Genomic DNA, 21369 nt, shown 5'->3' with positions numbered 1-21369 from the left:
GCGATCGCGACACCGGTATGAGCAGGCTGCGCGCGTATTTCTGGCCCGTCGTCGGGCTGGCGGCGATCATCTTTTCGGTGCATGCGCTCTATCACGAGCTGAGCGGCCTCTCGCTGGACGAATTCATCGCCAGCTTCAAGGCGATTTCCCTGAGAAGCTGGCTGCTGGCGATCGGCGCAACGCTGGTCGCCTATGCAGCACTTGCCGGCTACGACAAGCTGGCGCTCGATCACCTCGGCCATCGTATCTCGCTGTGGTTCATCACCGTCTGCTCGTTCACCACCTATGCGCTCTCGCACAATCTTGGCGCCTCCGTCTTTTCGGGCGCTGTCGTGCGCTACCGGGCCTACCGATCGAAAGGGCTGACGCCGGGCGAAGTCGGCGTGCTCGTCGCCTTCTGCTCGTTCACCTTTACGCTCGGCACCCTGATGCTCTCGGCGATCGTGCTTCTGGTCAAACCGGAGATCATCGAGCGGTTCGCCGAGTTCCTGCCGGTCGAAATGTCGCTGACGACGGGCGTGCTGATCCTGGTCGTGATCGCGCTCTATGTGATCGGCAGCCTCGTCGGCCTGCCGTCGATCCGCACACGCTGGTTCCAGCTGCATTATCCCAAGCCCTCGATCGTGCTGCGGCAGCTGGTGATCGCGCCGGTCGAGCTGATCGGTGCCGCCGGGATCATCTATTTCGCCCTGCCGGAAGCCGGCAATCCGGGTTTCATCGTCATTCTCGGGATCTTTCTGGCGTCGTTTTCGGCAGCACTCTTGTCGCACGCGCCGGGCGGACTTGGCGTTCTTGAGCTCGTCTTCATCGCCGCCCTGCCGGAAATGGATCCGGCCGACGTGCTGGCGGCGCTGGCGATCTTCCGGATCCTCTATCTCGTCATCCCGTTCATCATGGCGCTCACCGTAATCCTGGTGTTCGAACGGTCAAGATTCCTTGCGGAGCGGCGCGGACCTATTCAGTAGAGGTCGTCGTCACGGGGCGTTGCAGACGGTCGGAAGGGCCGCCTCCAGCGGTCCCTTCACTTCCTTGAGGCGCGCCGCTTCGATCTGATAGGGCGTGAACGGCGGCACCTGCAGCGAAGGATTGATGATCCGCGTCACGTAGCAGCCGGCGAAGAAGCGTACCCGCGAACGTTTTTCGATCGACTTCACCGCCACCGGAACAGCCGAATAGATGCTGCCGGCGCCGGCCTCGGTCTTCACCTTGCCGAGCTTTATTTCGACCGAAACGGTGCGGTCGTAACCGCGCGTGAAAGTCCTGTAACCGCCAACCGGTTTCGATTCGCCGAAATAACCGTAGGCGCGCGCATATTCCTTGCGATTGATGGCGTTGTAGAGCGAGCGAACGACTGCTGCACCATCCGATCGGTCGTCGATATAGGCGACGTTGTCCTGCGCCAGAGCTTCGGAATTCACGGCAGCGAGCGTCGAAAACACCAGCACGGCGGCGGACGGAAACGTCATGGCACTCCTCCTGATCGGCTTTTGGGGCAGCCAACCGAGCACAACATCAAGGCGAAGCCATAGCAAGATTCGCCAAAATATCGATATCGCGTCAGGTCGACGGCAGGCCCGCCTTGCGGCGGGCAACGACGCGCTCGCGCCAGACGGTGAAGATGCCGGCCGCAACCACGAGCACCGAGCCGGCAACCATGTTGGTGGTCAGCGTCTCACCGAAGAGGCTGACGCCCATGATCGACGCGAAGACCAGCTGCAGATAGGTCAGAGGCTGGACGGCGACCGCGTCCAGCACGTCATAGGCACGGATGAGGAAATAATGGCTCGTGGTTCCCGTGAGGCACAAGAGCAGCATCCAACCCCAATCGGGTGGCGACAGCGTCGTCCAGAAGAATGGGCCGACAAGGCTGATCGCCACGGCGCCGACGATGCCGGTGTAGAAGAAGCTCGTCATCGCCGGATCGTCGCGGCTGACCAGCCGCGTGACGATGACATAGAGGGCAAAGACAAGTGCTGCGGCCAAGGGCAACAGGAATGTGAGTTCGAACGCGCCTTCGGCCGGTTTCAGGATCAGAAGTACGCCGATGAGCCCAACCGAGATTGCCAGCCATCGGCGCCAGCCGACACGCTCGCCCAGAAGCGGCATCGACAGAAGCGCTACGAACAGCGGTGTCGCTGAAAGGATCGCCTGCGAATGCGCCAGCCCAACCATCGTGAAAGAGGTAATGATCATGACGATCTGCAGCGGCAGCAGCAGCCCGCGCAGTACCTGAAGCAATGGCTGTTTCGTCGTCGCCGTCAGCTTGAGCCCTCCCGTTGCGCGGGCGGCCAGCGCCACGGCGAACAGGGCAAAGGCCCAATAGCGGATCATCGCCACGAAGACCGGCGGATAGACACTGCCCAGATGTTTGGAGATGCCGTCCTGGATCGCAAAGATAACGATGGCGAGGAGCGCGTAGATATAGCCGTTTGCCTTGGAGCCCATGAACCGCGCCGATACACCCGCAACACCGACAGGACCAGCAAAATCTGCGTCGCCGTTCAGGTGCTTTCGTTACGAGCGCGGGGGTCCAGACATGAAAAGAGCCCCGCGCGGGAGGAGGTGCACGGGGCTCTCAAACTTGACCGGTGACTGGGAGGAGGAGTGCCACCGATCCGCATCGGGCGCCGCGGGAGGAGGTGCAGCGCTTCGATAAGTGTTACAATAATCATGCGTCGCAATATTTTCAAGGGCGGATTTGTTGCATCGCACAATTTTCACCCAAAATCATGTCCGCAATCTATTACCGGTTGCGTATATGAGTGGCGATTGGCGTTAAAGGTTGCAAACCACAACTGAAGATAGCCGATATGACGGCGCACATCTTCCTAGACATGCGGGCGTTTTTGGTTCCTTAGATGCCATTGCACCTAGGAATTGCAGGCTCTTTCTTGAAGTTATTGCTCCAGGTCCCGACCGCGATCATCGTTCTCCTGATTCTGACGACCTGGCTTGCCAGCCTGCGCCTCGTTGTTGTGCCGCCCGGTTCGTACCGGTTGACCGCGATGACCACACTGGTCTTTCAAGGTCACGGCTACCGCCTGGTCGACAGTCCGCAAGCGATGTGTACCCGCCAGGCCTACCCGGCGCGCGACTGCGATGCGATGGCTACCAACAAGCTGGCAAAGACCGTCCTGCTGCGACTGCCTTTCAGCCAATGGCTTTACGAGTACACCGAACCAGACCGCAGCAAGCAGGCGAAGCTCGTCGGCGAAACACCGCTCAGGAGTTCGATCGAGTAGAGCAACGACGTTCGATCTACCTCCATAACCCTGGCGCAGCCTCCGCCGGAACAAAATCGTGATTTCGAGCGGCTCGCGTTGCAGGTTAGGATTTCACGCGTGAGCGAGAAGGAGAAGATCATGAAGATCATTCTGGTGACTGTGGCCACCGTCGGCCTGTCCGCCTCCGCGGCATTTGCCGAATGCGCCTATCACGCCAAGACCAATGCAGCGGTCGATACGACAACAACCACCGCCAGCATCACGACGGAAAGCCAGCCGACGTCCGAAGAAATTGTGCTCCTGAAAAAGACCGATCGCGTGGTTCAGGACGAAAAGGCCGCCGAATAGGGCCGGCATCGACACAGACACAATGCCGGATCGTGCACGTCGGCGGCAACTGCGGCCAATTCCTCCGCTGTTGATGATGGCGCGTGCGCGTGGCTCCGCGCGATTGATGCTGGCAGGCGTGCGCGAACGAAGCGGCAAAGCCTGGGGCTTCAAATCCGGCAAGCTGTTGAAGACCATGCATATTTTACAATTCGGTTTTTAACCCCCCCTTAAATTGCCGCATTTAAAGTTCACCGCATCGCCATGGCGGGTCGAGCGATCAATTTTTCCCCGCCTTTAGGATTGCGTTCGCTGCTGGGGCGGACGACTGGGCGCCCGCAATGCGGCATGAGGGGTAAATCCAAACGGCATGGCAGCAAGCGGCAAGTCAGGACAACGGATCGAGCCCTCGTTCGGCGGCAACGCCGAAGACGATGACGATTTTCGCATCGAGGCCAGCGATCGCGTGACCGGCGGCAGCCGCAAACCTGCGCGTGGCAAATCGGCTCCTGCGCCCAAGAAGAAGGCTCAGCGCAGCAAGCGCGGCGGAACGCGCCGCGGCTCGGGCGGAGGCGGCGGTTTCATCGGTCTCGTGCGCACGCTGTTTTACTGGTGCATTGTGCTCGGCATCTGGGGCGCGATGGGCGTCGGCGGCCTGGTGCTCTATTACGGCGCGCGCATGCCGAGTGCTGAAAGCTGGTCGATCCCCGAGCGTCCGCCCAACGTCAAGATTCTCTCCGTCAATGGCGACATCATCGCCAATCGCGGCACGACCGGCGGCGAAGCGCTGTCGCTCGAAAACATGTCACCCTATATCCCGCAGGCGGTGATCGCCATCGAAGATCGCCGGTTCTATTCGCATTTCGGCGTCGACCCTCTGGGCCTGGCGCGCGCCATGCTGACGAACGTCACCACCGGCCGAATGGTCCAGGGCGGCTCGACACTGACCCAGCAGCTTGCCAAGAACCTGTTCCTGTCGCCGGAGCGGACCCTGGAACGAAAGGTTCAGGAGGTGCTACTCGCCTTCTGGCTGGAGCAGAAATATTCCAAGGACCAGATCCTGGCGATGTACCTCAATCGGGTGTTCTACGGCTCGAACGCCTACGGCGTTGAGGCGGCGTCGAGGCGCTACTTCAACAAATCGGCGCGCGACGTGAACCTCGGCGAGGCGGCGCTGCTGGCCGGCCTGTTGAAGGCGCCTTCCCGCCTGTCGCCCGCCCGTGACCCGAAGGCCGCGGAAGAGCGCGCCCAGGTCGTGCTCGGCGCCATGCGCGAGGAAGGCTTCGTTACCGACAGCGAGATCAAGACGGCGATGTCGCAGACGCCGACCAAGGCCAAGAGCTATTGGTCGGGTGCCGAACACTATGTCGCCGACATGGTGATGGACCAGCTTCCCGGCATGATCGGCGACGTCAAGGAAGACCTGATCGTCGACACCACCATCGACCTCAATCTGGAAAAGCAGGCGGAGGAGGCGATCAGCGCCACGCTTGCGGGCGACGGCGCCAAGCTCGACGCCTCGCAGGCAGCCCTCGTTTCGATCGACGGCACCGGCGCCATCCGCGCGCTGGTCGGTGGCAAGGACTACGCCGAGAGCCAGTTCGACCGCGCCTCCAAGGCCAAGCGCCAGCCGGGCTCGGCCTTCAAGCCCTTCGTCTACGCGGCAGCGCTTGAGATCGGCCGCACGCCGATGTCGATCCGCAACGACGGCCCGGTCAGAATCGGCAACTGGACGCCCGAGAATTACGACCAGAAATACCGCGGCGAAGTTACGCTCGCCGACGCGCTCGCCAACTCGCTAAACACCATCGCCGCGCAGCTGGTGATGGAGGTCGGCCCACAGAACGTGGTGAAGGTGGCGCATCGCCTGGGGATCGATTCCGAGATGCAAGCCAACGCCTCGATCGCGCTCGGCACCTCGGAAGTGAGCCTGGTCGAACTGACCTCGGCCTATGCCCCGTTCATGAACGGTGGCTTCAAGGCGACGCCGCATGTCATTCGCCGGATTTCGAAGGCCGATGGCACGGTGCTTTACGAAAACACCTACGACAACCCGCCGCGCGTGCTCGATCCGGCCATCGTCAGCGAAATGAACCAGATGATGGTGCGGGTGCTGACCAACGGCACCGGCAAGAAGGCGCGTCTGAAGGGCTGGGAGGCGGCCGGCAAGACCGGTACCACTCAATCCTTCCGCGATGCGCTTTTTGTCGGCTACACCTCGAACCTCACCACCGGCGTCTGGTTCGGCAATGACGACGGCAAGTCGATGAAGAAGGTCACCGGCGGCGGCCTTCCGGCCAAGGCCTGGCACGACTTCATGGTGGCCGCACATGATGGCCTTTCGCCCTCGCCGCTGTTCGGCACAACCGGGGTGCAGCCGGTCTTCGATGACGGAGGTGCGCCTGCCGCGGCGGGCGACATGCTTTCCGGCGACCCGAACGCGTTTCCTGAGCCGCCTGTAGGCGTCGACGGCTCGGCCGCCGTGCAGCAGACCCGGCCTTTGCCTGAGGGCAGTGGCGGCATGGTGCCGCCGGCAGACGTCGGCGAGACCACCGGCGCCACCAAGCGCACGACGCTTTTCGATATCCTGACGGGCGGCTGAGGCGGCGCAAACGGCGCCGTCCTGGCAGTTTGCAGCCGCCCCTGCCGCGGGTCGAGCATCTATTGTAGGCCGCACGCCAATCGCAGGCTTGCTTTTGCCCCCAATCGCCCCGCAGAATGCCTTGCAGTCCGAAACGCCGGTCCTTATATACGCCGCATCGGCGCAGCCACCGCTGCGAAGAAATCCAAAGACCATCCCGTTAGGGACTGTCTCACGAATGCCTGACCGGGTTCCGACAGTCCGCTGCAAGGAGAGAACGACATGGCTAAAGTTATTGGTATTGACTTGGGAACGACCAACTCCTGCGTCGCCGTCATGGACGGAAAAGATGCGAAGGTCATCGAAAATGCCGAGGGTGCGCGCACGACCCCCTCGATGGTGGCGTTCAGCGAAGACGGCGAACGTCTCGTTGGCCAGCCGGCAAAGCGCCAGGCCGTCACCAACCCGGAAAACACGCTTTTTGCGATCAAGCGCCTGATCGGCCGGACCTTCCAGGATCCGACCACGCAAAAAGACAAGGACATGGTTCCTTACAAGATCACCAAGGCTGACAATGGCGACGCCTGGGTCGAAGCGCATGGCAAGGATTACTCGCCGTCGCAGATCTCCGCCATGATCCTTCAGAAAATGAAGGAAACCGCCGAATCCTACCTCGGTGAAAAGGTCGAAAAGGCCGTCATCACCGTTCCGGCCTACTTCAACGACGCCCAGCGCCAGGCAACCAAGGATGCCGGCAAGATCGCGGGCCTCGAAGTGCTGCGCATCATTAACGAGCCGACCGCTGCCGCGCTCGCCTATGGCCTCGACAAGAAGGACGGCAAGACGATCGCTGTCTACGACCTTGGCGGCGGCACCTTCGATATCTCGGTTCTCGAAATCGGCGATGGCGTCTTCGAAGTGAAGTCGACAAACGGCGACACCTTCCTCGGCGGCGAAGACTTCGACATGCGTCTCGTCCAGTATCTCGCCGGCGAGTTCAAGAAGGAACAGGGCATCGACCTGAAGAACGACAAGCTCGCTCTTCAGCGCCTCAAGGAAGCGGCCGAAAAGGCCAAGATCGAGCTGTCTTCGTCGCAGCAGACCGAAATCAACCTGCCGTTCATCACGGCGGATGCCTCCGGTCCGAAGCACCTGACCATGAAGCTGACCCGCGCCAAGTTCGAAGCGCTTGTCGACGACCTGATCCAGCGCACCGTTGCTCCGTGCAAGGCCGCGCTGAAGGATGCCGGCGTTTCGGCTGCCGAGATCGACGAAGTCGTTCTCGTCGGTGGCATGAGCCGCATGCCGAAGGTCCAGGAAACCGTAAAGCAGCTGTTCGGCAAGGAGCCGCACAAGGGCGTGAACCCGGATGAAGTCGTGGCCATGGGTGCTGCGATCCAGGCCGGCGTTCTGCAGGGCGACGTCAAGGACGTTCTGCTGCTCGACGTGACCCCGCTGTCGCTCGGCATCGAAACGCTCGGTGGCGTCTTCACCCGCCTGATCGAACGCAACACGACGATCCCGACCAAGAAGTCGCAGACCTTCTCGACCGCCGACGACAACCAGTCGGCCGTGACGATCCGCGTCTCCCAGGGCGAACGTGAAATGGCAGCCGACAACAAGCTGCTCGGCCAGTTCGACCTCGTCGGCATTCCGCCGGCACCGCGCGGCATGCCGCAGATCGAAGTGACCTTCGACATCGACGCCAACGGCATCGTGCAGGTATCGGCCAAGGACAAGGGTACGGGCAAGGAACACCAGATCCGCATCCAGGCATCCGGTGGCCTGTCCGACGCAGACATCGAGAAGATGGTCAAGGACGCCGAAGCCAATGCCGAAACCGACAAGAAGCGCCGCGAAGGCGTGGAAGCGAAGAACCAGGCAGAAAGCCTGATCCATTCTTCGGAAAAGTCGCTGAAGGACTACGGCGACAAGGTTTCGGAAACCGACCGCAACGCGATCTCCGACGCCATTGCCGCGCTGAAGACCGCCGTCGAGGCTTCCGAGCCGGACGCCGAAGACATCAAGGCCAAGACCAACACGCTGATGGAAGTCTCCATGAAGCTTGGTCAGGCGATCTACGAGGCCCAGCAGACGGACGCCGCCCATGCGGATGCCGCCGCTGACGCCGCGCGCGACGGCGATGTCGTCGACGCGGACTATGAAGAAGTCAACGACGAAGACGATCGCAAGCGGTCGGCCTAAGTCGCCCTCTCCTAGAGACGGAAAAGCCCGGGGCGACCCGGGCTTTTTTGTTGCCTTTTTACCCCTCAGGCGCCTGCGCCAGACAGCCTCTGAAGGACGTCGGGCCCGTGAGGCCCGCGCCGCTGAAACCGCCGCTACAGAGCATCCCTGGGGGCAGGAGTGCCACCCAAAGCGGGTCTACCGGGCGCGAGACCGGCAGAAACGTCATTTTTCCGACAAAAAACCGCATCCGCGGCCCGATGGGCTATGGTATCGCGCTTCAAGGTTTACTAAATCCTGTGGCAAGGTAACCAGGCAGCCGCCGGGCCCCCGCGCTGGCACGCCTTGTCAACAGGACAATCTTTGAAGAATGAAACGTGATCTTTACGAAACGCTTGGCGTTGCCAAGAACGCGGATGAGAAGGAGCTGAAGAGCGCCTTCCGCAAACTGGCGATGCAGTATCATCCGGACAAGAACCCCGGCGACGCCGCCTCGGAAAAGACCTTCAAGGAAATCAACCAAGCCTACGAGACGCTCAAGGACCCGCAGAAGCGCGCGGCCTATGATCGTTACGGCCACGCAGCCTTCGAGCAGGGCGGCATGGGCAACGGCTTTGGCGGTAGCGCCGGTGGCGCAGGCGGTTTCTCCGACATCTTCGAAGACATCTTCGGCGAGATGATGGGTGGCGGGCGCCAGCGGCGTTCATCGGGTGGCCGCGAGCGCGGCGCCGATCTGCGCTACAACATGGAAATCTCGCTGGAAGAGGCCTATTCCGGCAAGACCGCGCAGATCCGGGTGCCGACCTCGATCACCTGCGACGTCTGCACCGGGTCCGGTGCCAAGCCTGGCACCAGCCCGAAGACCTGCGGAACCTGTCAAGGCTCGGGCCGCGTACGCGCCGCCCAGGGATTCTTCTCGATCGAGCGCACTTGCCCGACCTGCGGCGGCCGCGGCCAGACGATCACCGATCCCTGCACCAAGTGCCACGGCCAGGGCCGCGTCACCGAGGAGCGCACGCTCTCCGTCAACATTCCGGCCGGCATCGAAGACGGCACTCGCATTCGCCTCTCCGGCGAAGGGGAAGCGGGCCTGCGCGGTGGACCAGCGGGCGATCTCTACATCTTCCTCTCGGTCAAGCCGCACGAGTTCTACCAGCGCGATGGCGCCGATCTCTATTGCAGCGTGCCGATCTCGATGACGACGGCGGCGCTTGGCGGCAAGTTCGACGTCACCACGCTCGACGGCACCAAGTCGCGCGTGACCGTGCCGGAAGGCACCCAGGCCGGCAAGCAGTTCCGCCTGAAGGGCAAGGGCATGCCGGTGCTACGTTCCAGCCAGACCGGCGATCTCTACATCCAGATGCAGATCGAGACGCCGCAGAAGCTGACCAAGCGTCAGCGCGAGCTGCTACAGGAATTCGAGCAGATCTCGTCGAAGGACAACAATCCGGAATCCGCCGGCTTCTTCGCCCGGATGAAGGATTTCTTCGACACGCTGAGCGACTGACGCTCAGCGGTTGCCCCTACTGCATGTTTCCTTAGATCCTATCCGATCTAAGGATAAAAACATGCAGCAATTCAAAGTGCTACAGCGACCTTTGCGCGTCCAATAAGACGCGCGGCGCTGTAGGATCACGTCATGGCCGCAAGCTGCCACAGCCCGGCCATGACGACCGCGGCTCCCGCGACGCGGGACAGCATCCGGCCGCCGGGCACCACCTTTTCGGCGAGCACGAAAATCGCGATCACCGCGATCCACAGGACGTTCATCACGCCGCCGATGAACAGGAGCGCCATCAGCGCCCAGCAGCAGCCGACACAATAAAGGCCGTGAAGAAGACCGAACTGGTAGGCGCCGCCGGCATCGCGGCGAAAGCCGCCATGGCTCTGGATGAACATGAGCGGCGCCTGGCACTGCCTTAGGCAGGCGTCCTTCAACGCCGTCCATTGAAACAGTCCGACCGAAATCAGGATGATGCCGCTGAGAATACGGCTGCCGCTCGCCAGCATCGGCGTCAGCAGCAGAGCAGACTCCAGCAGCCATTGCCCGAGCGTCGCCAGAGCCGCAAACAGGACCCAGGCGGTGAGATAGCCGCCGGCAAAAAAGCCGGTCGCGGCAAACGGCCTGTCGTCGAGCGCCGCCTGCCGCCCGACACGGGCAAAGAGCAGGATCATCGGCGTTGCCGAAGGCGTCATCATGCCGACCATCATCACCGCCCACATGACAAAGGCATAGGCGAAGGTCGACACACTCCAGGGACGGAAGGCGACGTCGGCCATCGACGCCATGGCACCCGGCGACATGTCCATGGCCATGCCCTCGTCTGTGCCCATCGCCATGTCGCCGCTCATGCCATCGCCAGAGGCCGGCACGTGCGCCATGGCCTCCATGCCGACTGCCAGCCAGAGAATATAGAGCCAGGTAATTCCGGTCAGGGCCAACAGCGAGACCACGACGATGAGCCGGTCGCGCCTTAAAAGCGTTTCGAGCGCAGTGTCGGCCATGGGCGTCAGTGAACCACGCCGCTTTCAGACAGATGCATGCTGGCGAAATGGGCGTGCGAATCCGGAATGGACAGCGTCAGCGGCCCCTTCGTGTCGGCCCACCCGCGTCCAACCTCGCAGACGTCGTATTCGAAGCCCTGCGGCAGGTTGATGCGTGCCTGATGCGGGTTTCCGGTCACGGGGTTCAAGATCGGCTCGCCACGCGCCACGATCCACCCGGGCACATTCAGCCGTGCTGTCCGCGCGCCGACATCGACGTCGAAGTCGATCTCGGCAAAGACCGGGTCGTGAAAGGTTTCGAAGGTGGTGGCGAACACCTGGAAGAAGGTTGCTCCCGGCTCGGTATCCTGGCCGCTCATGATGCGCAGCAGCGACTCGCGCTGGGCCGGCGTGGCACGGATGTCGACGATCGGCACGACCTCACCCCTGCCCTCATGAATTGCACCGGGCCAAGCCGCAATGATCCCGCATCTCAAGCCGTCGAGGCGCGTGTCGCCGTGATGGCCCGTCTCGATCTCAAATCCACCGACGGCGCAGCAATTGCCGTGGGTCGGCAGCGCATTGAACTGGCAGGGGCAGCCATAGGCGCAATTGCAATGAATGAATTCTCGACCCTTGATCGTCCAATTGACACTCGTCATCGTCTCCTCCCGGATCTGATCGGTGTGGGATCTGCTTCATTCCGCTCGACTGTTCGACGACTTATTAGGTTTCAAGAATATACTCTCCTCCGGGCGCCCTGCCAACGCCGCCCGCGGCGTGCCGTCGATGACGAACAGGACTTTGCCGCCACGCGCGATCGAACGCGCGCGGCGGCAACAGACAGGTGAGTATCAGAGCGTGGCCATGCCACCATCGATGATCAGTTCGGCGCCCACCGTGAAGGCGGCCTCGTCTGAGGCGAGGAAGACAATTGCCTTGGCAATCTCGCTTGCATCGCCGAAGCGGCCGAGCGGGATCTGCGCGGCGATCGATGCGACGATCTCCTTGTTTTCGGCAGGCGTGGCACCGTGTCCGTCATGCAGTGGCGTCTTGATCGGGCCGGGGCTGACCGCATTGACGCGAATGCCGCGGCCGATCAGTTCGCCCGAAAGCGTCTTGGCAAGCGACAGGAGCGCCGCCTTGCTGAGCGCGTAGACGCTGGAGGTCGGCATGCCGATATGGGCGTTGATCGAGGTGTTGAGCACGATCGAGGCGGGGTTGGAGAAGATCGGCAGCAGCGCCTGGATCAGGAAGAACGGGCCCTTGACGTTGATCGCGAGCGACTGGTCGAAGCTGGCTTCGTCCCATTTTTCGATCGGCTGAAGCTTGGCGATGCCGGCGTTGACGAAGAGGATGTCAAGATGGCCGAAGGCGGCCTTGACTTGCTCGGCAACCGCCGCCTGTCCGGCGGCGTTGCCGGCATCGGCCTGGATGATGACGGCGCCTTCGCCGAGTATCTTGCGTGCTTCGGCAATGTTCTTCGGATTGGTGCCGGTAACGGCGACCCGGGCACCCTCGGCGATGAACTGGCGCGCCGTTTCGAGGCCGATGCCGCTGGTGCCGCCGGTGATGAGCGCGGTCTTGTTGTGCAAACGTGGCATGATGGAATTCCTTCTTTTGGGTTGGCCTGGCTGTTGGGTTGGCTTGGGACCGGTCTTCTTTCCATCGACCGCCGTCCTTCGTTGCCAATAGATATGGCCGAAGATTGCCGTTCGGATTAGTCTGCCAATGATGGAACTCGAATTCGGAAATGCCGAACGATGCTGAAGATCGAAGGAATTGCTGCCTTTGTCGCAGTTGCGGAAGCCGGCTCGATCAGCGAGGCGGCGCGCCGGCTGCGGCTGTCGAAATCCGTGATCAGCGAACGGGTCTCGGACCTGGAACGCCACCTGAACGCAACGCTGTTGCATCGCACGACGCGCAAGCTGACTCTCACCGAAGATGGCATCGCCTTTCGCGAGCGCGCGGTGCGGATCGTCAGCGAGGTGCAGGCCGCCGCCAGCGATCTGGCGGAGCGCCGCGGGACGCTGACCGGACCATTGCGGATCGCCGCCCCGGTCAGTTTCGGGCATCTGCATCTCGGGCCTGCCCTTTACCCCTTTCTGGCGGCACATCCCGAGGTCGAATTGACGCTCGATCTCGACGATCGCCGGGTCGATGTCGCCTCGGAGGGTTATGACGCCATCGTGCGCCACGGGATCATCGCCGATTCACGGCTGGTCGTGTGGAAGCTTGCCAAAAGCAGGCGCCTGCTGGTCGCCTCGCCCGACTATCTCGATCGCAACGGCACGCCGGCCTCGCTTGCGGAACTCAACGATCACCGCGGTATCTTCTACACCAATCGCGGCGCTTCCGACTGGCGGTTCGAGGGGCCGACCGGTTCGACCGTTATCCGCGCCCGCATGGCGCTGCGCATCAACAACGGCGACATGATCCACGATGCTGCCGTCGCCGGGCTCGGCATCGCGCTGCTGCCGACATTCATCTGCGGTCCTGCGGTGCGCGACGGTCGGCTTCGCGAGATCGATGTCGGTTTTCGCCCAGAGCCGGAATTCATCTACATGGCCCATCCGGAGGGCCGACGGCCGTCGGCCAAGCTCCGGGCAATTACCGATCATCTGAAGAAGACCTTTGGCGATCCTCCGCACTGGGACCCGTGAACCGCTGCGCGGCTGTGGGCGCGACCGTTCATGCGCAACCCCCATTCGCTACATCTTGATGGGCGCCGCCCAAGTCGCGATCACGACCGGGCCGGATATCCCGGACGAGCCTTGCAACCGAAAGTCGGACGCCTGTTCCCTGAACTGGATCGTCTCATGACGCTCAGTCCCACCGCCAATGCGGAGGCTCTCTCCCCAACCGCGAGCCCCGCCCCCGGCATTGCAGCCGGAGGCGGACAGGGTCACAGGAACAGATCGACTGCGAAGTAGGTGAGCGCCGAAATCGCAGCAGCGGCCGGCATCGTCACGAACCAGGCGATGACAATGTTGCCGGCAAGGCCCCAGCGCACCGCCGAGACACGCTTGGCGGCACCCACGCCGATGATCGCGCCGGTGATCGTGTGGGTGGTCGACACCGGAATGCCGAGCCAGGTGGCGGCAAACAGCGTGATGGCGCCGCCGGTTTCCGCGCAGAAGCCCTGCATCGGATTGAGCTTGGTGATCTTCGAGCCCATGGTGTGCACGATGCGCCAGCCGCCCAACAGCGTGCCGAGCGCGATCGCCGCCTGGCAGGTGATCACCACCCAGAACGGCACATAGAACTCGGAGCCGAGATAGCCCTGCGAGAACAAGAGCACGGCGATGATGCCCATGGTCTTTTGCGCATCGTTGCCGCCGTGGCCGAGCGAATAGAGCGACGCCGAGACGAACTGCATCACCCGAAAGGTACGGTCGACAGCAAAAGGCGTCCGGCGCACGAACAGCCAGGAAACGATGAGGATCAGGAGCAGCGCCAGGAAGAAGCCGATCATCGGCGACATCACGATGGCGCCGACCGTCTTCAAGAGACCGGTCCAGACGATGGCATCGCCGCCAGTGCGGGCTAGGCCGGCACCGACGAGGCCGCCGATCAGCGCATGCGACGAACTCGACGGAATGCCGAAGATCCAGGTCGCGATGTTCCAGACGATCGCCCCCATCAGGGCCGAGAAGATCACCAGCGGCGTAACGATGCCGGGATCGATGATGCCGCGTCCGAGCGTCTCGGCCACATGCAGGCCGAAAAACAGGAAGGCGATGAAATTGAAGAACGCCGCCCACATGACCGCATATTGCGGCCGGAGCACCCGGGTCGAAACGATGGTTGCGATCGAGTTGGCGGCGTCATGCAGCCCGTTGAGAAAGTCGAAGAACAGGGCGATTGCAATGAGGGCGACGAGCAACGGCAGGGCGAGCGTCGCGTCCATCAGACGTTCTCGATCACGATGCCGCTGATCTCGTTGGCGACGTCCTCGAAGCGGTCGACGACCTTCTCGAGCTCGCCGTAGATCTCGCTACCGATAATGTAGGCCATGGCATTGTTGGCACCGTAGCGGCGGAAAAGATCCTTCAGGCCCTGGTCGTGCAGCTCGTCGGACCGGCCTTCGATGCGCGTGACCTCTTCGGCGATGGCGATGAGCCGGCCGTGGTTGACGCCGATGCGATTGAGCAGCGGAATGGCCTCGGCGATCAGGTGCGCCGCCTGGACGACGATGACGCCCATTTCCTTCATGCCCGGATCGAAGGTCTTCTGCTCGTAGAGCCGGATGGTCTTGACCGTCTTGTGCATCATGTCGATGGCATCGTCCATCGACTGGATGAGATCCTTGATGTCGCCACGATCGAACGGCGTGATGAAGGAGCGACGAACGGCCAGAAGCACTTCGCGGGTGACACCGTCTGCCTCGTCTTCAAGCGCGACGATCCGGTCGCAGTGCTTTTCGAGATCGTCGCCGCCGGCGAGGAGCTTGTCGAGCGCTTCGGCGGCACCGACGACGGTACGCGAATGTTGCGCGAAGAGATCGAAAAAGCTGTCTTCGCGGGGAAGGAGTTTGCGGAACCAAGCCAGCATCACAAATATATCCGTTCGTGGATTGTCATGCGGCTGTCATATTGTACGCAAGCGATCAAGAAAAGCGCTGAACGACTGGGATTATAAGGCTTTCCCCGCCGTTATCGCGCAATTTTGCCTGGAAATGACTCAGGTCACCTTTCGTCTTGCCTTAAAGCCCGCTTTCGTCCTACTGCATAGCTCCTTAAATCGGCATCGATTTATGGAGCTATGCAGCAAGTGTTGCAGCGTCCTTTGCACGTCCTGTTCGACGCGTGGCGCTGCGACTGGCGCCGACGTCGAATCCGGACCCGAAATGCCACAAAAGGTCTTTCTCAATCGCCTGAAGCTGAGCGAGTTCCGCAATTATGCGGCGCTGTCGCTGGCGCTCGACCAGAGGCACGTCGTGCTGACCGGCGAGAACGGCGCCGGCAAGACCAATCTGATGGAAGCGGTGTCGTTTCTGTCGCCAGGCCGTGGCCTCAGGCGTGCGGCCTATGCCGATGTCGCTCGCGTCGGCGCAAGCGACGGCTTCTCGGTCTTTGCCGAAGTCGTGGGCATGGAAGGCCCGGTCGAGATCGGTACCGGCACGGCCGGCACCAGTGAGGGGCAATCACGACGCCTGCGGCTGAACGGCACGACAGCGAGTACGGTCGATGAGCTGACCGACCATCTGCGCGTGCTGTGGCTGACGCCGGCCATGGACGGGCTCTTCACCGGCCCGTCGGCCGATCGCCGCCGTTTCCTCGATCGGCTGGTGCTTTCGCTCGATCCGGAGCATGGGAAGCGCGCCAGCGAATTCGACCGTGCCATGCGTAGCCGCAATCGGCTCCTCAGCGACTTTCGTCCCGACCCGGCCTGGTTGACTGCCATCGAGCGGGAAATGGCGGGGCTCGGCGTGTCGATGGCGCTCGCACGGCAGGAGATGCTGGGTCTGCTGACGGCGCTCGTCGAGAGAAACACCGGCGACAGCGTCTTTCCATCTGCGCGCCTGGCGCTGGCGGGCTTCCTCGACGACGAGAGCCACAAGCCAGCCTTCGACCTCGAAGAACAATATCTCACCATGCTGCGCGAGGGCCGGGCGCGCGACGCGGCCGCCGGCCGGACACTGGACGGACCGCACCGCACCGACCTCCTGATTCGCCACCGCGAAAAGGACATGGAAGCCGAGCGCTGCTCGACCGGCGAGCAAAAGGCGCTGCTCGTCGGCCTGGTTCTTGCCCATGCGCGCCTCGTCGGCGACATGACCGGTCACGCTCCTATCCTGCTGCTCGACGAGATCGCCGCGCATCTCGACATGGGCCGCCGCGCCGCCCTATTCGATCTCGTCGACGGACTTGGCGGCCAGGCCTTCATGACCGGGACGGACCGTGCGATGTTCGACGCGCTCGGCGATCGCGGCCGGTTCCTGACGGTGGAGCACGGAAGCGTATCGGGATGATGGAGCCGATCATGGAAAGTGTCCGCTCATGACTAGTACAAGCCTCGAATCATCGGAAATTGCCCGCTACGCGCGCCACATCATGCTGCCCGAACTCGGCGGTGGGGGGCAACAGAAACTCAAGGCGGCGCGCGTTCTCGTCATTGGCGCCGGCGGCCTCGGCGCTCCTGTTCTTCAATATCTCGCCGCCGCCGGCATCGGCACGCTGGGCATCGTCGACGATGACGTGGTGTCGCTGTCGAACCTGCAGCGGCAGGTGATCCACCGCACGGCCGATATTGGCCAGACAAAGGTCGAGAGCGCCTCGGCAGCGATCGGCGCGCTCAATCCGCATGTGGTGGTCGAGAGGCATCCCCTTCGTCTGGCAGCCGACAACGCCGAGGCGCTGTTGCGCCAATATGATCTGGTGATCGACGGCTCGGACAATTTCGACACGCGCTATCTCGCCGCCGATACGGCAGCAACCGTCGGCATACCGCTCGTCACCGGTGCAGTCGGCCGCTTCGACGGTTCGCTTACAGTGCTGATGCCTTATCGCTCGGGCGCGGATGGCGAACCGAACCCGTCCTACCGCGATCTCTTTCCCGAAGCGCCGCCGCCGGGCGTCGTGCCCTCCTGTGCCGAGGCCGGCATCATCGGCGCGCTCACCGGCGTCATCGGAACATTGCAGGCTATGGAAGCCATCAAGGTGATCGCCGGGATCGGCGAGCCACTCGTCGGTCGGCTGTTGATGTATGACGCTCTCTCGGCGCAATTCAGCACCATCCGCTATCGCCGGCGCAAGGACAGGAGCGCAGACTGATGCAGATCATCAGGATCGACGCTGCCTTCGATCGCTACAAGGAATTGCTGGCCCTGATCCTTGACGCCTTTGCCTATATGGACGGGCGGATTGATCCGCCATCCTCGGCCCATGCGCTAACGATTGAGGGGCTGAGCGAGAAGGCTTCGGCAGAAATTGGCTTCGTCGCCGTCGACGGCTCAGTGCTTGCCGGCTGCATCTTCTGCAAGCCGGAGACCGACTGCCTCTATATCGGCAAGCTTGCGGTTTCCGCGACCTGCCGGGGAAAAGGCGTCGGCCGACTGTTGCTTGCAAGCGCCGAAGCAGCGGCACGCGACCGCCACTTGGCCGCTCTGAGGCTGCTGACACGGATCGAACTCACCGAAAACCACAGGACGTTTTCGGCCTGGGGCTTCGTCGAAACCGACAGAACCGCTCACCCGGGCTTTACCCGGCCTACCTCGATCGAGATGCGCAAGACGCTTTGATCAGTCGCGAATCAATCGCGACCCGGCAGCACCCGATCCGGCGGCCGGTGACCGTCGAAGAAGGTGCGGATATTGATCACCACCTTGTCGCCCATGTCGATGCGACCCTCGAGCGTCGCCGAACTCATATGCGGCAACAGCACGACCTTGCCCTCGCCGGCGAGCTTGATGAGCTTGGGGTTGACCACGGGTTCATTCTCGAAAACGTCGAGCCCCGCACCGGCGATCTTGCCTTCGCGCAGGCACTTGATCAGCGCCGTCTCGTCGATGATGCCGCCGCGGGCGGTGTTGACGATATAGCTTTCCGGGCGCATCAGCGCGAGCCGACGGGCCGAAAGCAGGTGATAGGTCGCCGGCGTCGAGGGGCAATTGACCGAGACGATATCGACGCGGGCAAGCATCTGGTCGAGGCTGTCCCAATAGGTCGCCTCCAGCATCTCCTCGGTCTCGGCCTTGACCCTGTGACGGTTGTGATAGTGGATCGACAGGCCAAAGGCCTTGGCACGGCGCGCGACCGCGGTGCCGATGCGGCCCATGCCGACGATGCCGATGCGCTTGCCGGCAATGCGCCGGCCGAGCATCCAGGTCGGAGACCAGCCGGCCCATTCGCCCTTGCGATCGGTCAGGATCTGCGCACCCTCGGCGAGCCGGCGCGGCACGGCGAGAATGAGCGCCATCGCCATGTCGGCGGTGTCCTCGGTCAAAACGTTCGGGGTGTTGGTGACGGTAATGCCCTTGCGTGCGGCCGCGTCGACATCGATGTTGTCGACGCCGTTGGAGAAACTGGCGATCAGTTTCAGTTGCGGGCCGGCCTGCTCGATCAACGCCGCATCGATGCGGTCGGTCACCGTCGGCACGAGCACGTCGGCGCGCTTCACCGCCGCCACAAGCTCTGGTTGGCTGCGCGGCGTATCATCGATGTTCAGTTCGGCGTCGAAGAGCTCACGCATTCTGGTTTCGACGATGTCCGGCAGTTTCCGGGTGATGTAGACCTTGGGCTTCTTCTTGCTTGTCATTGCTGCGATGGGCCTTGTTGACGGGTCCTTAACCAAGTTGGGCGATACTTTCTCCCTGTAGCCGCAATTTCTACCAGACCCGGTCGGGAAGACAAACAAAACTCGCTGCGTCGTCCCCGCGATTTACGCCCCGGCCAAGAGCCCTGGGTGAACTGCGCCTGCAAGTTGCCACGGAAAATGAGCTTCGTCATGCGTCACGTCATTTCCAAACTCTCGTTAGCGTTGATCGCCGCCTGCATCGGCGCGGTCATCACGACGTCGGGTGCCCATGCCCAGGCCGCAAAGGGGGCCAGCGGATTGCCGCTGCCGCGTTTCGTCAGCCTGAAGGCCAAGAGCGTCAACCTGCGCATCGGCCCGAGCGTCGACTACGCGGTGGCGTTCCGCTACCTCAGGCCCGGCGTACCGGTGGAAATCATCCAGGAATACGATAACTGGCGCCGTATCCGCGACGCCGACGGCACGGAAGGCTGGGTGAACCAGGCCCTTCTGTCGGGCGACCGCACGGCCGTCACCGCGCCATGGATGCGCGGCAAGGGCGAAGGCGTCTTCGTCAACCTGCGCCGCGAGCCGCAGAGCACGGCAGGGATCGTTGCGCGCATGGAGCCCGGCGTGGTCATCCGTGTGGGTGAATGCAATGGCGACTGGTGCCACATCGAAACCCAGGGCGTCGAAGGCTGGATCGTCCAGAGCGAGATCTGGGGCGCCTATCCGGGCGAAGCCTTCAAATAAAGGCTACGCCCGCTCTGACATAGGTCATATTTGGTGCGCGGCGCTGCAGCTCGCCTCAGGCGAGCTCGGCCTGCTTGGCGGCAGCGGCAAGCGATACCATCGGCCTCGGGCCGATCTGGCCGATGACGATACCGGCTGCGAGATTGCCGAGCTTGCTGCAATCCTCGAGCGACCGACCGGTCGTATATCCGTGGAGAAAGCCCGCAGCATAGAGATCACCGGCGCCTGTCGTATCGACCACCTGCGCGAGCGGCGTCGCGCCGACGCGGACACGTTCGGTGCCGCGCACGACGACGGAGCCTTCTTCACTCAGCGTGACGGCCGCAAGCTTGCAGTCCTTCGAGAGCTTTTCCAGCGCCAGATCGAAGTCCTCGGTCTCGTAGAGTGCGAGCGCTTCCTGTTTGTTGGCAAAGACGATGTCGACGGTGCCGGAGCGCATCAGCTCCAGAAACTCGTCGCGATAGCGGTGGACGCAGAAACTGTCCGACAGGGTCATTGCGGTTTCGCGGCCGTTTTCATGGGCGATCTTGGCGGCCTCGCGGATTGCATCCTTGGCACGCGGCGGATCCCACAGGTAGCCCTCGAAATAGGTGACCTTGGCCTCAGCGACGACATCGGCCTCCACGTCCTCCGGACCGAGCTCGACGCAGGCGCCGAGATAGGTGTTCATCGAGCGCTCGCCGTCCTCGGTCACGAAGATCATCGAGCGGGCGGTCGGCGGCACCGTTTCGAGCGGCTTGGTCTGGAAATAGACGCCCTGGGCGCGAATGTCGTGCGCAAAGATCTCGCCAAGCTGGTCGTTGGTCGTCTTGCCAAAATAGGCGGCACGTCCGCCAAGGCTGGCAACGCCGGCCGCCGTGTTGCCGGCGCTGCCGCCGGAAGCTTCGACGGCGGGGCCCATGCGCGAGTACAACAGCTCCGCGCGGTCGGCATCGATGAGGTTCATTGCGCCCTTGATGATGCCGTTTTCACTCAGAAAGCCGTCATCGCAGCGCGCAATGATATCCACGATCGCATTGCCGATCGTCAGCACGTCGTATTTTGTCATGAACTCCGTCCAGTTTCCCTAATGGCCGGTGTTCGTTAATAGCGGTTTTCCAGCCATTTGGAAGACAAAACACGCGTGGCTGCGATCATTCCGCTGGTAATGCGCTTGCCTCATAGGCGGCGGCGAACTCGGCGCTCGGCGGGATCGGCTTGATGACGTCGATCAGAACGCCATTGGGATCGGCGGTGATGAAGTGGCGCTGGCCGAAATCTTCGTCGCAGATCGCCTTCAGGATCGGCAGACCTGCTGCCTGGCAATCGGCATAGACTGCGTCGGGATCCTCGACTTCGAAGTTGAGGAGCAGGCCACTGACCGGCGCGCGGGCACGCTCCGGGATGGTTTCATGGCGATAGTCGAGGACGGCGAGCGTCACCGTCTCGGATTCCGTCGACTGCAGATGCATGTACCAGTCGCTGGTGAACAGCGCCTGGAAGCGAAAGTTGTCGATGTAGAATGCCGCGGTTGCTGCAACGTCTGATGTCATGATCACAGGATAGTAGCTCGTCGATTTCATGGGGGCTTTCCCTCGCGCT

The 21369-nt window shown here is 62.5% G+C and carries 21 protein-coding genes; 11 read left to right on the top strand and 10 right to left on the bottom strand.

Features of this window, described 5'->3' with window-relative positions; genetic code table 11:
* Positions 1–17 precede the first annotated feature (17 nt).
* On the top strand, positions 18–965 hold the full coding sequence (locus C6558_RS00325) for a YbhN family protein (protein WP_107026810.1): 948 nt from the start codon (positions 18–20) through the stop codon (positions 963–965).
* A gap of 9 nt (positions 966–974) precedes the next feature.
* Here C6558_RS00325 and C6558_RS00320 read toward each other — a convergent pair whose 3' ends face one another.
* The gene (locus tag C6558_RS00320) at positions 975–1466 is read right to left on the bottom strand and encodes a hypothetical protein (RefSeq protein ID WP_025425436.1); all 492 of its coding nucleotides are present in this window, start codon (positions 1464–1466) and stop codon (positions 975–977) included.
* Between the two features lie 91 nt (positions 1467–1557).
* Positions 1558–2445 carry a DMT family transporter gene (locus C6558_RS00315; RefSeq protein WP_025425435.1) on the bottom strand — a complete coding sequence of 296 codons (888 nt, stop codon included), beginning with the start codon at positions 2443–2445 and terminating at the stop codon, positions 1558–1560.
* Between the two features lie 446 nt (positions 2446–2891).
* Here C6558_RS00315 and C6558_RS00310 point away from each other — a divergent pair, with 446 nt between their 5' ends.
* The 5 genes from C6558_RS00310 (at position 2892) to dnaJ (ending at position 9823) form a co-directional block, all read left to right on the top strand.
* Positions 2892–3242, top strand: coding sequence for a hypothetical protein (locus C6558_RS00310; protein WP_144239129.1), 351 nt, complete (start codon positions 2892–2894; stop codon positions 3240–3242).
* 99 nt (positions 3243–3341) lie between these two features.
* Complete coding sequence (locus C6558_RS00305) at positions 3342–3572, top strand: hypothetical protein (protein ID WP_239637561.1); 231 nt, start codon at positions 3342–3344, stop codon at positions 3570–3572.
* A gap of 349 nt (positions 3573–3921) precedes the next feature.
* Positions 3922–6153: a transglycosylase domain-containing protein gene (locus C6558_RS00300; protein ID WP_025425432.1), complete on the top strand. Its 2232-nt coding sequence runs from the start codon at positions 3922–3924 to the stop codon at positions 6151–6153.
* Between the two features lie 261 nt (positions 6154–6414).
* Positions 6415–8337, top strand: coding sequence for a molecular chaperone DnaK (gene dnaK / locus C6558_RS00295; RefSeq protein ID WP_025425431.1), 1923 nt, complete (start codon positions 6415–6417; stop codon positions 8335–8337).
* Between the two features lie 349 nt (positions 8338–8686).
* Positions 8687–9823, top strand: a complete 1137-nt coding sequence (gene dnaJ / locus C6558_RS00290; protein ID WP_025425430.1) for a molecular chaperone DnaJ — start codon at positions 8687–8689, stop codon at positions 9821–9823.
* Positions 9824–9948: 125 nt separating this feature from the next.
* Here dnaJ and C6558_RS00285 read toward each other — a convergent pair whose 3' ends face one another.
* From C6558_RS00285 to C6558_RS00275, 3 genes are all read right to left on the bottom strand, one after another.
* Positions 9949–10821: a DUF2182 domain-containing protein gene (locus tag C6558_RS00285; protein WP_107026809.1), complete on the bottom strand. Its 873-nt coding sequence runs from the start codon at positions 10819–10821 to the stop codon at positions 9949–9951.
* A 5-nt stretch (positions 10822–10826) separates the two neighbouring features.
* Complete coding sequence (locus C6558_RS00280; protein ID WP_025425428.1) at positions 10827–11462, bottom strand: DUF1326 domain-containing protein; 636 nt, start codon at positions 11460–11462, stop codon at positions 10827–10829.
* 192 nt (positions 11463–11654) lie between these two features.
* Complete coding sequence (locus C6558_RS00275; protein WP_025425427.1) at positions 11655–12404, bottom strand: SDR family oxidoreductase; 750 nt, start codon at positions 12402–12404, stop codon at positions 11655–11657.
* 159 nt (positions 12405–12563) lie between these two features.
* Between C6558_RS00275 and C6558_RS00270 the strand changes: the two genes are divergently transcribed.
* Positions 12564–13463, top strand: coding sequence for a LysR family transcriptional regulator (locus tag C6558_RS00270; protein ID WP_025425426.1), 900 nt, complete (start codon positions 12564–12566; stop codon positions 13461–13463).
* A gap of 242 nt (positions 13464–13705) precedes the next feature.
* Here the strand turns inward: C6558_RS00270 and C6558_RS00265 are convergent, their stop codons facing one another.
* Positions 13706–14710, bottom strand: a complete 1005-nt coding sequence (locus C6558_RS00265) for an inorganic phosphate transporter (RefSeq protein ID WP_025425425.1) — start codon at positions 14708–14710, stop codon at positions 13706–13708.
* Positions 14710–15354, bottom strand: coding sequence for a DUF47 domain-containing protein (locus C6558_RS00260; RefSeq protein WP_025425424.1), 645 nt, complete (start codon positions 15352–15354; stop codon positions 14710–14712). The genes C6558_RS00265 and C6558_RS00260 overlap by 1 nt, the downstream gene beginning before the upstream one ends.
* 124 nt (positions 15355–15478) lie before the next feature.
* On the opposite strand from C6558_RS00260, the gene recF reads away from it, so the two are divergent.
* The 3 genes from recF to C6558_RS00245 are packed head-to-tail and all read left to right on the top strand — an operon-like array spanning position 15479 to position 18043.
* Positions 15479–16774, top strand: coding sequence for a DNA replication/repair protein RecF (recF, locus tag C6558_RS00255; RefSeq protein ID WP_371412226.1), 1296 nt, complete (start codon positions 15479–15481; stop codon positions 16772–16774).
* A 28-nt stretch (positions 16775–16802) separates the two neighbouring features.
* Positions 16803–17576 (top strand): molybdopterin-synthase adenylyltransferase MoeB, encoded by a 774-nt coding sequence (locus C6558_RS00250; protein WP_025425422.1) that lies wholly within the window; start codon positions 16803–16805, stop codon positions 17574–17576.
* On the top strand, positions 17576–18043 hold the full coding sequence (locus C6558_RS00245) for a GNAT family N-acetyltransferase (protein WP_025425421.1): 468 nt from the start codon (positions 17576–17578) through the stop codon (positions 18041–18043). The genes C6558_RS00250 and C6558_RS00245 overlap by 1 nt, the downstream gene beginning before the upstream one ends.
* 11 nt (positions 18044–18054) lie before the next feature.
* Here the strand turns inward: C6558_RS00245 and C6558_RS00240 are convergent, their stop codons facing one another.
* Positions 18055–19059, bottom strand: coding sequence for a D-glycerate dehydrogenase (locus C6558_RS00240; RefSeq protein ID WP_025425420.1), 1005 nt, complete (start codon positions 19057–19059; stop codon positions 18055–18057).
* 189 nt (positions 19060–19248) lie between these two features.
* Here C6558_RS00240 and C6558_RS00235 point away from each other — a divergent pair, with 189 nt between their 5' ends.
* Positions 19249–19788 (top strand): SH3 domain-containing protein, encoded by a 540-nt coding sequence (locus tag C6558_RS00235; protein WP_025425419.1) that lies wholly within the window; start codon positions 19249–19251, stop codon positions 19786–19788.
* 55 nt (positions 19789–19843) lie between these two features.
* Here C6558_RS00235 and C6558_RS00230 read toward each other — a convergent pair whose 3' ends face one another.
* Together C6558_RS00230 and C6558_RS00225 are read right to left on the bottom strand one after the other, a co-directional pair.
* On the bottom strand, positions 19844–20836 hold the full coding sequence (locus C6558_RS00230) for an adenosine kinase (protein ID WP_025425418.1): 993 nt from the start codon (positions 20834–20836) through the stop codon (positions 19844–19846).
* Between the two features lie 85 nt (positions 20837–20921).
* The gene (locus tag C6558_RS00225) at positions 20922–21350 is read right to left on the bottom strand and encodes a VOC family protein (RefSeq protein ID WP_025425417.1); all 429 of its coding nucleotides are present in this window, start codon (positions 21348–21350) and stop codon (positions 20922–20924) included.
* Positions 21351–21369: the final 19 nt, after the last annotated feature.

The sequence above is a fragment of the Ensifer sp. NM-2 genome, from assembly GCF_003024455.1.
Lineage (GTDB): Bacteria > Pseudomonadota > Alphaproteobacteria > Rhizobiales > Rhizobiaceae > Ensifer > Ensifer canadensis.
The sequence above is the reverse complement of the archived record's forward strand: the minus strand, read 5'-3'. Positions and strand labels throughout refer to the sequence as shown.

What these genes read in the sequence shown, in the direction of transcription:
- C6558_RS00270 (WP_025425426.1), top strand. Translation starts at nt 12,564, where the DNA reads ATGCTGAAGATCGAAGGAATTGCTGCCTTTGTCGCAGTTGCGGAAGCC.
- recF (WP_371412226.1), top strand. Translation starts at nt 15,479, where the DNA reads ATGACTCAGGTCACCTTTCGTCTTGCCTTAAAGCCCGCTTTCGTCCTA.
- C6558_RS00325 (WP_107026810.1), top strand. Translation starts at nt 18, where the DNA reads ATGAGCAGGCTGCGCGCGTATTTCTGGCCCGTCGTCGGGCTGGCGGCG.
- C6558_RS00320 (WP_025425436.1), bottom strand. Translation starts at nt 1,466, where the DNA reads ATGACGTTTCCGTCCGCCGCCGTGCTGGTGTTTTCGACGCTCGCTGCC.
- dnaJ (WP_025425430.1), top strand. Translation starts at nt 8,687, where the DNA reads ATGAAACGTGATCTTTACGAAACGCTTGGCGTTGCCAAGAACGCGGAT.
- C6558_RS00260 (WP_025425424.1), bottom strand. Translation starts at nt 15,354, where the DNA reads ATGCTGGCTTGGTTCCGCAAACTCCTTCCCCGCGAAGACAGCTTTTTC.
- C6558_RS00230 (WP_025425418.1), bottom strand. Translation starts at nt 20,836, where the DNA reads ATGACAAAATACGACGTGCTGACGATCGGCAATGCGATCGTGGATATC.
- C6558_RS00240 (WP_025425420.1), bottom strand. Translation starts at nt 19,059, where the DNA reads ATGACAAGCAAGAAGAAGCCCAAGGTCTACATCACCCGGAAACTGCCG.
- C6558_RS00300 (WP_025425432.1), top strand. Translation starts at nt 3,922, where the DNA reads ATGGCAGCAAGCGGCAAGTCAGGACAACGGATCGAGCCCTCGTTCGGC.
- C6558_RS00275 (WP_025425427.1), bottom strand. Translation starts at nt 12,404, where the DNA reads ATGCCACGTTTGCACAACAAGACCGCGCTCATCACCGGCGGCACCAGC.
- C6558_RS00235 (WP_025425419.1), top strand. Translation starts at nt 19,249, where the DNA reads ATGCGTCACGTCATTTCCAAACTCTCGTTAGCGTTGATCGCCGCCTGC.
- dnaK (WP_025425431.1), top strand. Translation starts at nt 6,415, where the DNA reads ATGGCTAAAGTTATTGGTATTGACTTGGGAACGACCAACTCCTGCGTC.
- C6558_RS00250 (WP_025425422.1), top strand. Translation starts at nt 16,803, where the DNA reads ATGACTAGTACAAGCCTCGAATCATCGGAAATTGCCCGCTACGCGCGC.
- C6558_RS00245 (WP_025425421.1), top strand. Translation starts at nt 17,576, where the DNA reads ATGCAGATCATCAGGATCGACGCTGCCTTCGATCGCTACAAGGAATTG.
- C6558_RS00265 (WP_025425425.1), bottom strand. Translation starts at nt 14,710, where the DNA reads ATGGACGCGACGCTCGCCCTGCCGTTGCTCGTCGCCCTCATTGCAATC.
- C6558_RS00315 (WP_025425435.1), bottom strand. Translation starts at nt 2,445, where the DNA reads ATGGGCTCCAAGGCAAACGGCTATATCTACGCGCTCCTCGCCATCGTT.
- C6558_RS00225 (WP_025425417.1), bottom strand. Translation starts at nt 21,350, where the DNA reads ATGAAATCGACGAGCTACTATCCTGTGATCATGACATCAGACGTTGCA.
- C6558_RS00285 (WP_107026809.1), bottom strand. Translation starts at nt 10,821, where the DNA reads ATGGCCGACACTGCGCTCGAAACGCTTTTAAGGCGCGACCGGCTCATC.
- C6558_RS00280 (WP_025425428.1), bottom strand. Translation starts at nt 11,462, where the DNA reads ATGACGAGTGTCAATTGGACGATCAAGGGTCGAGAATTCATTCATTGC.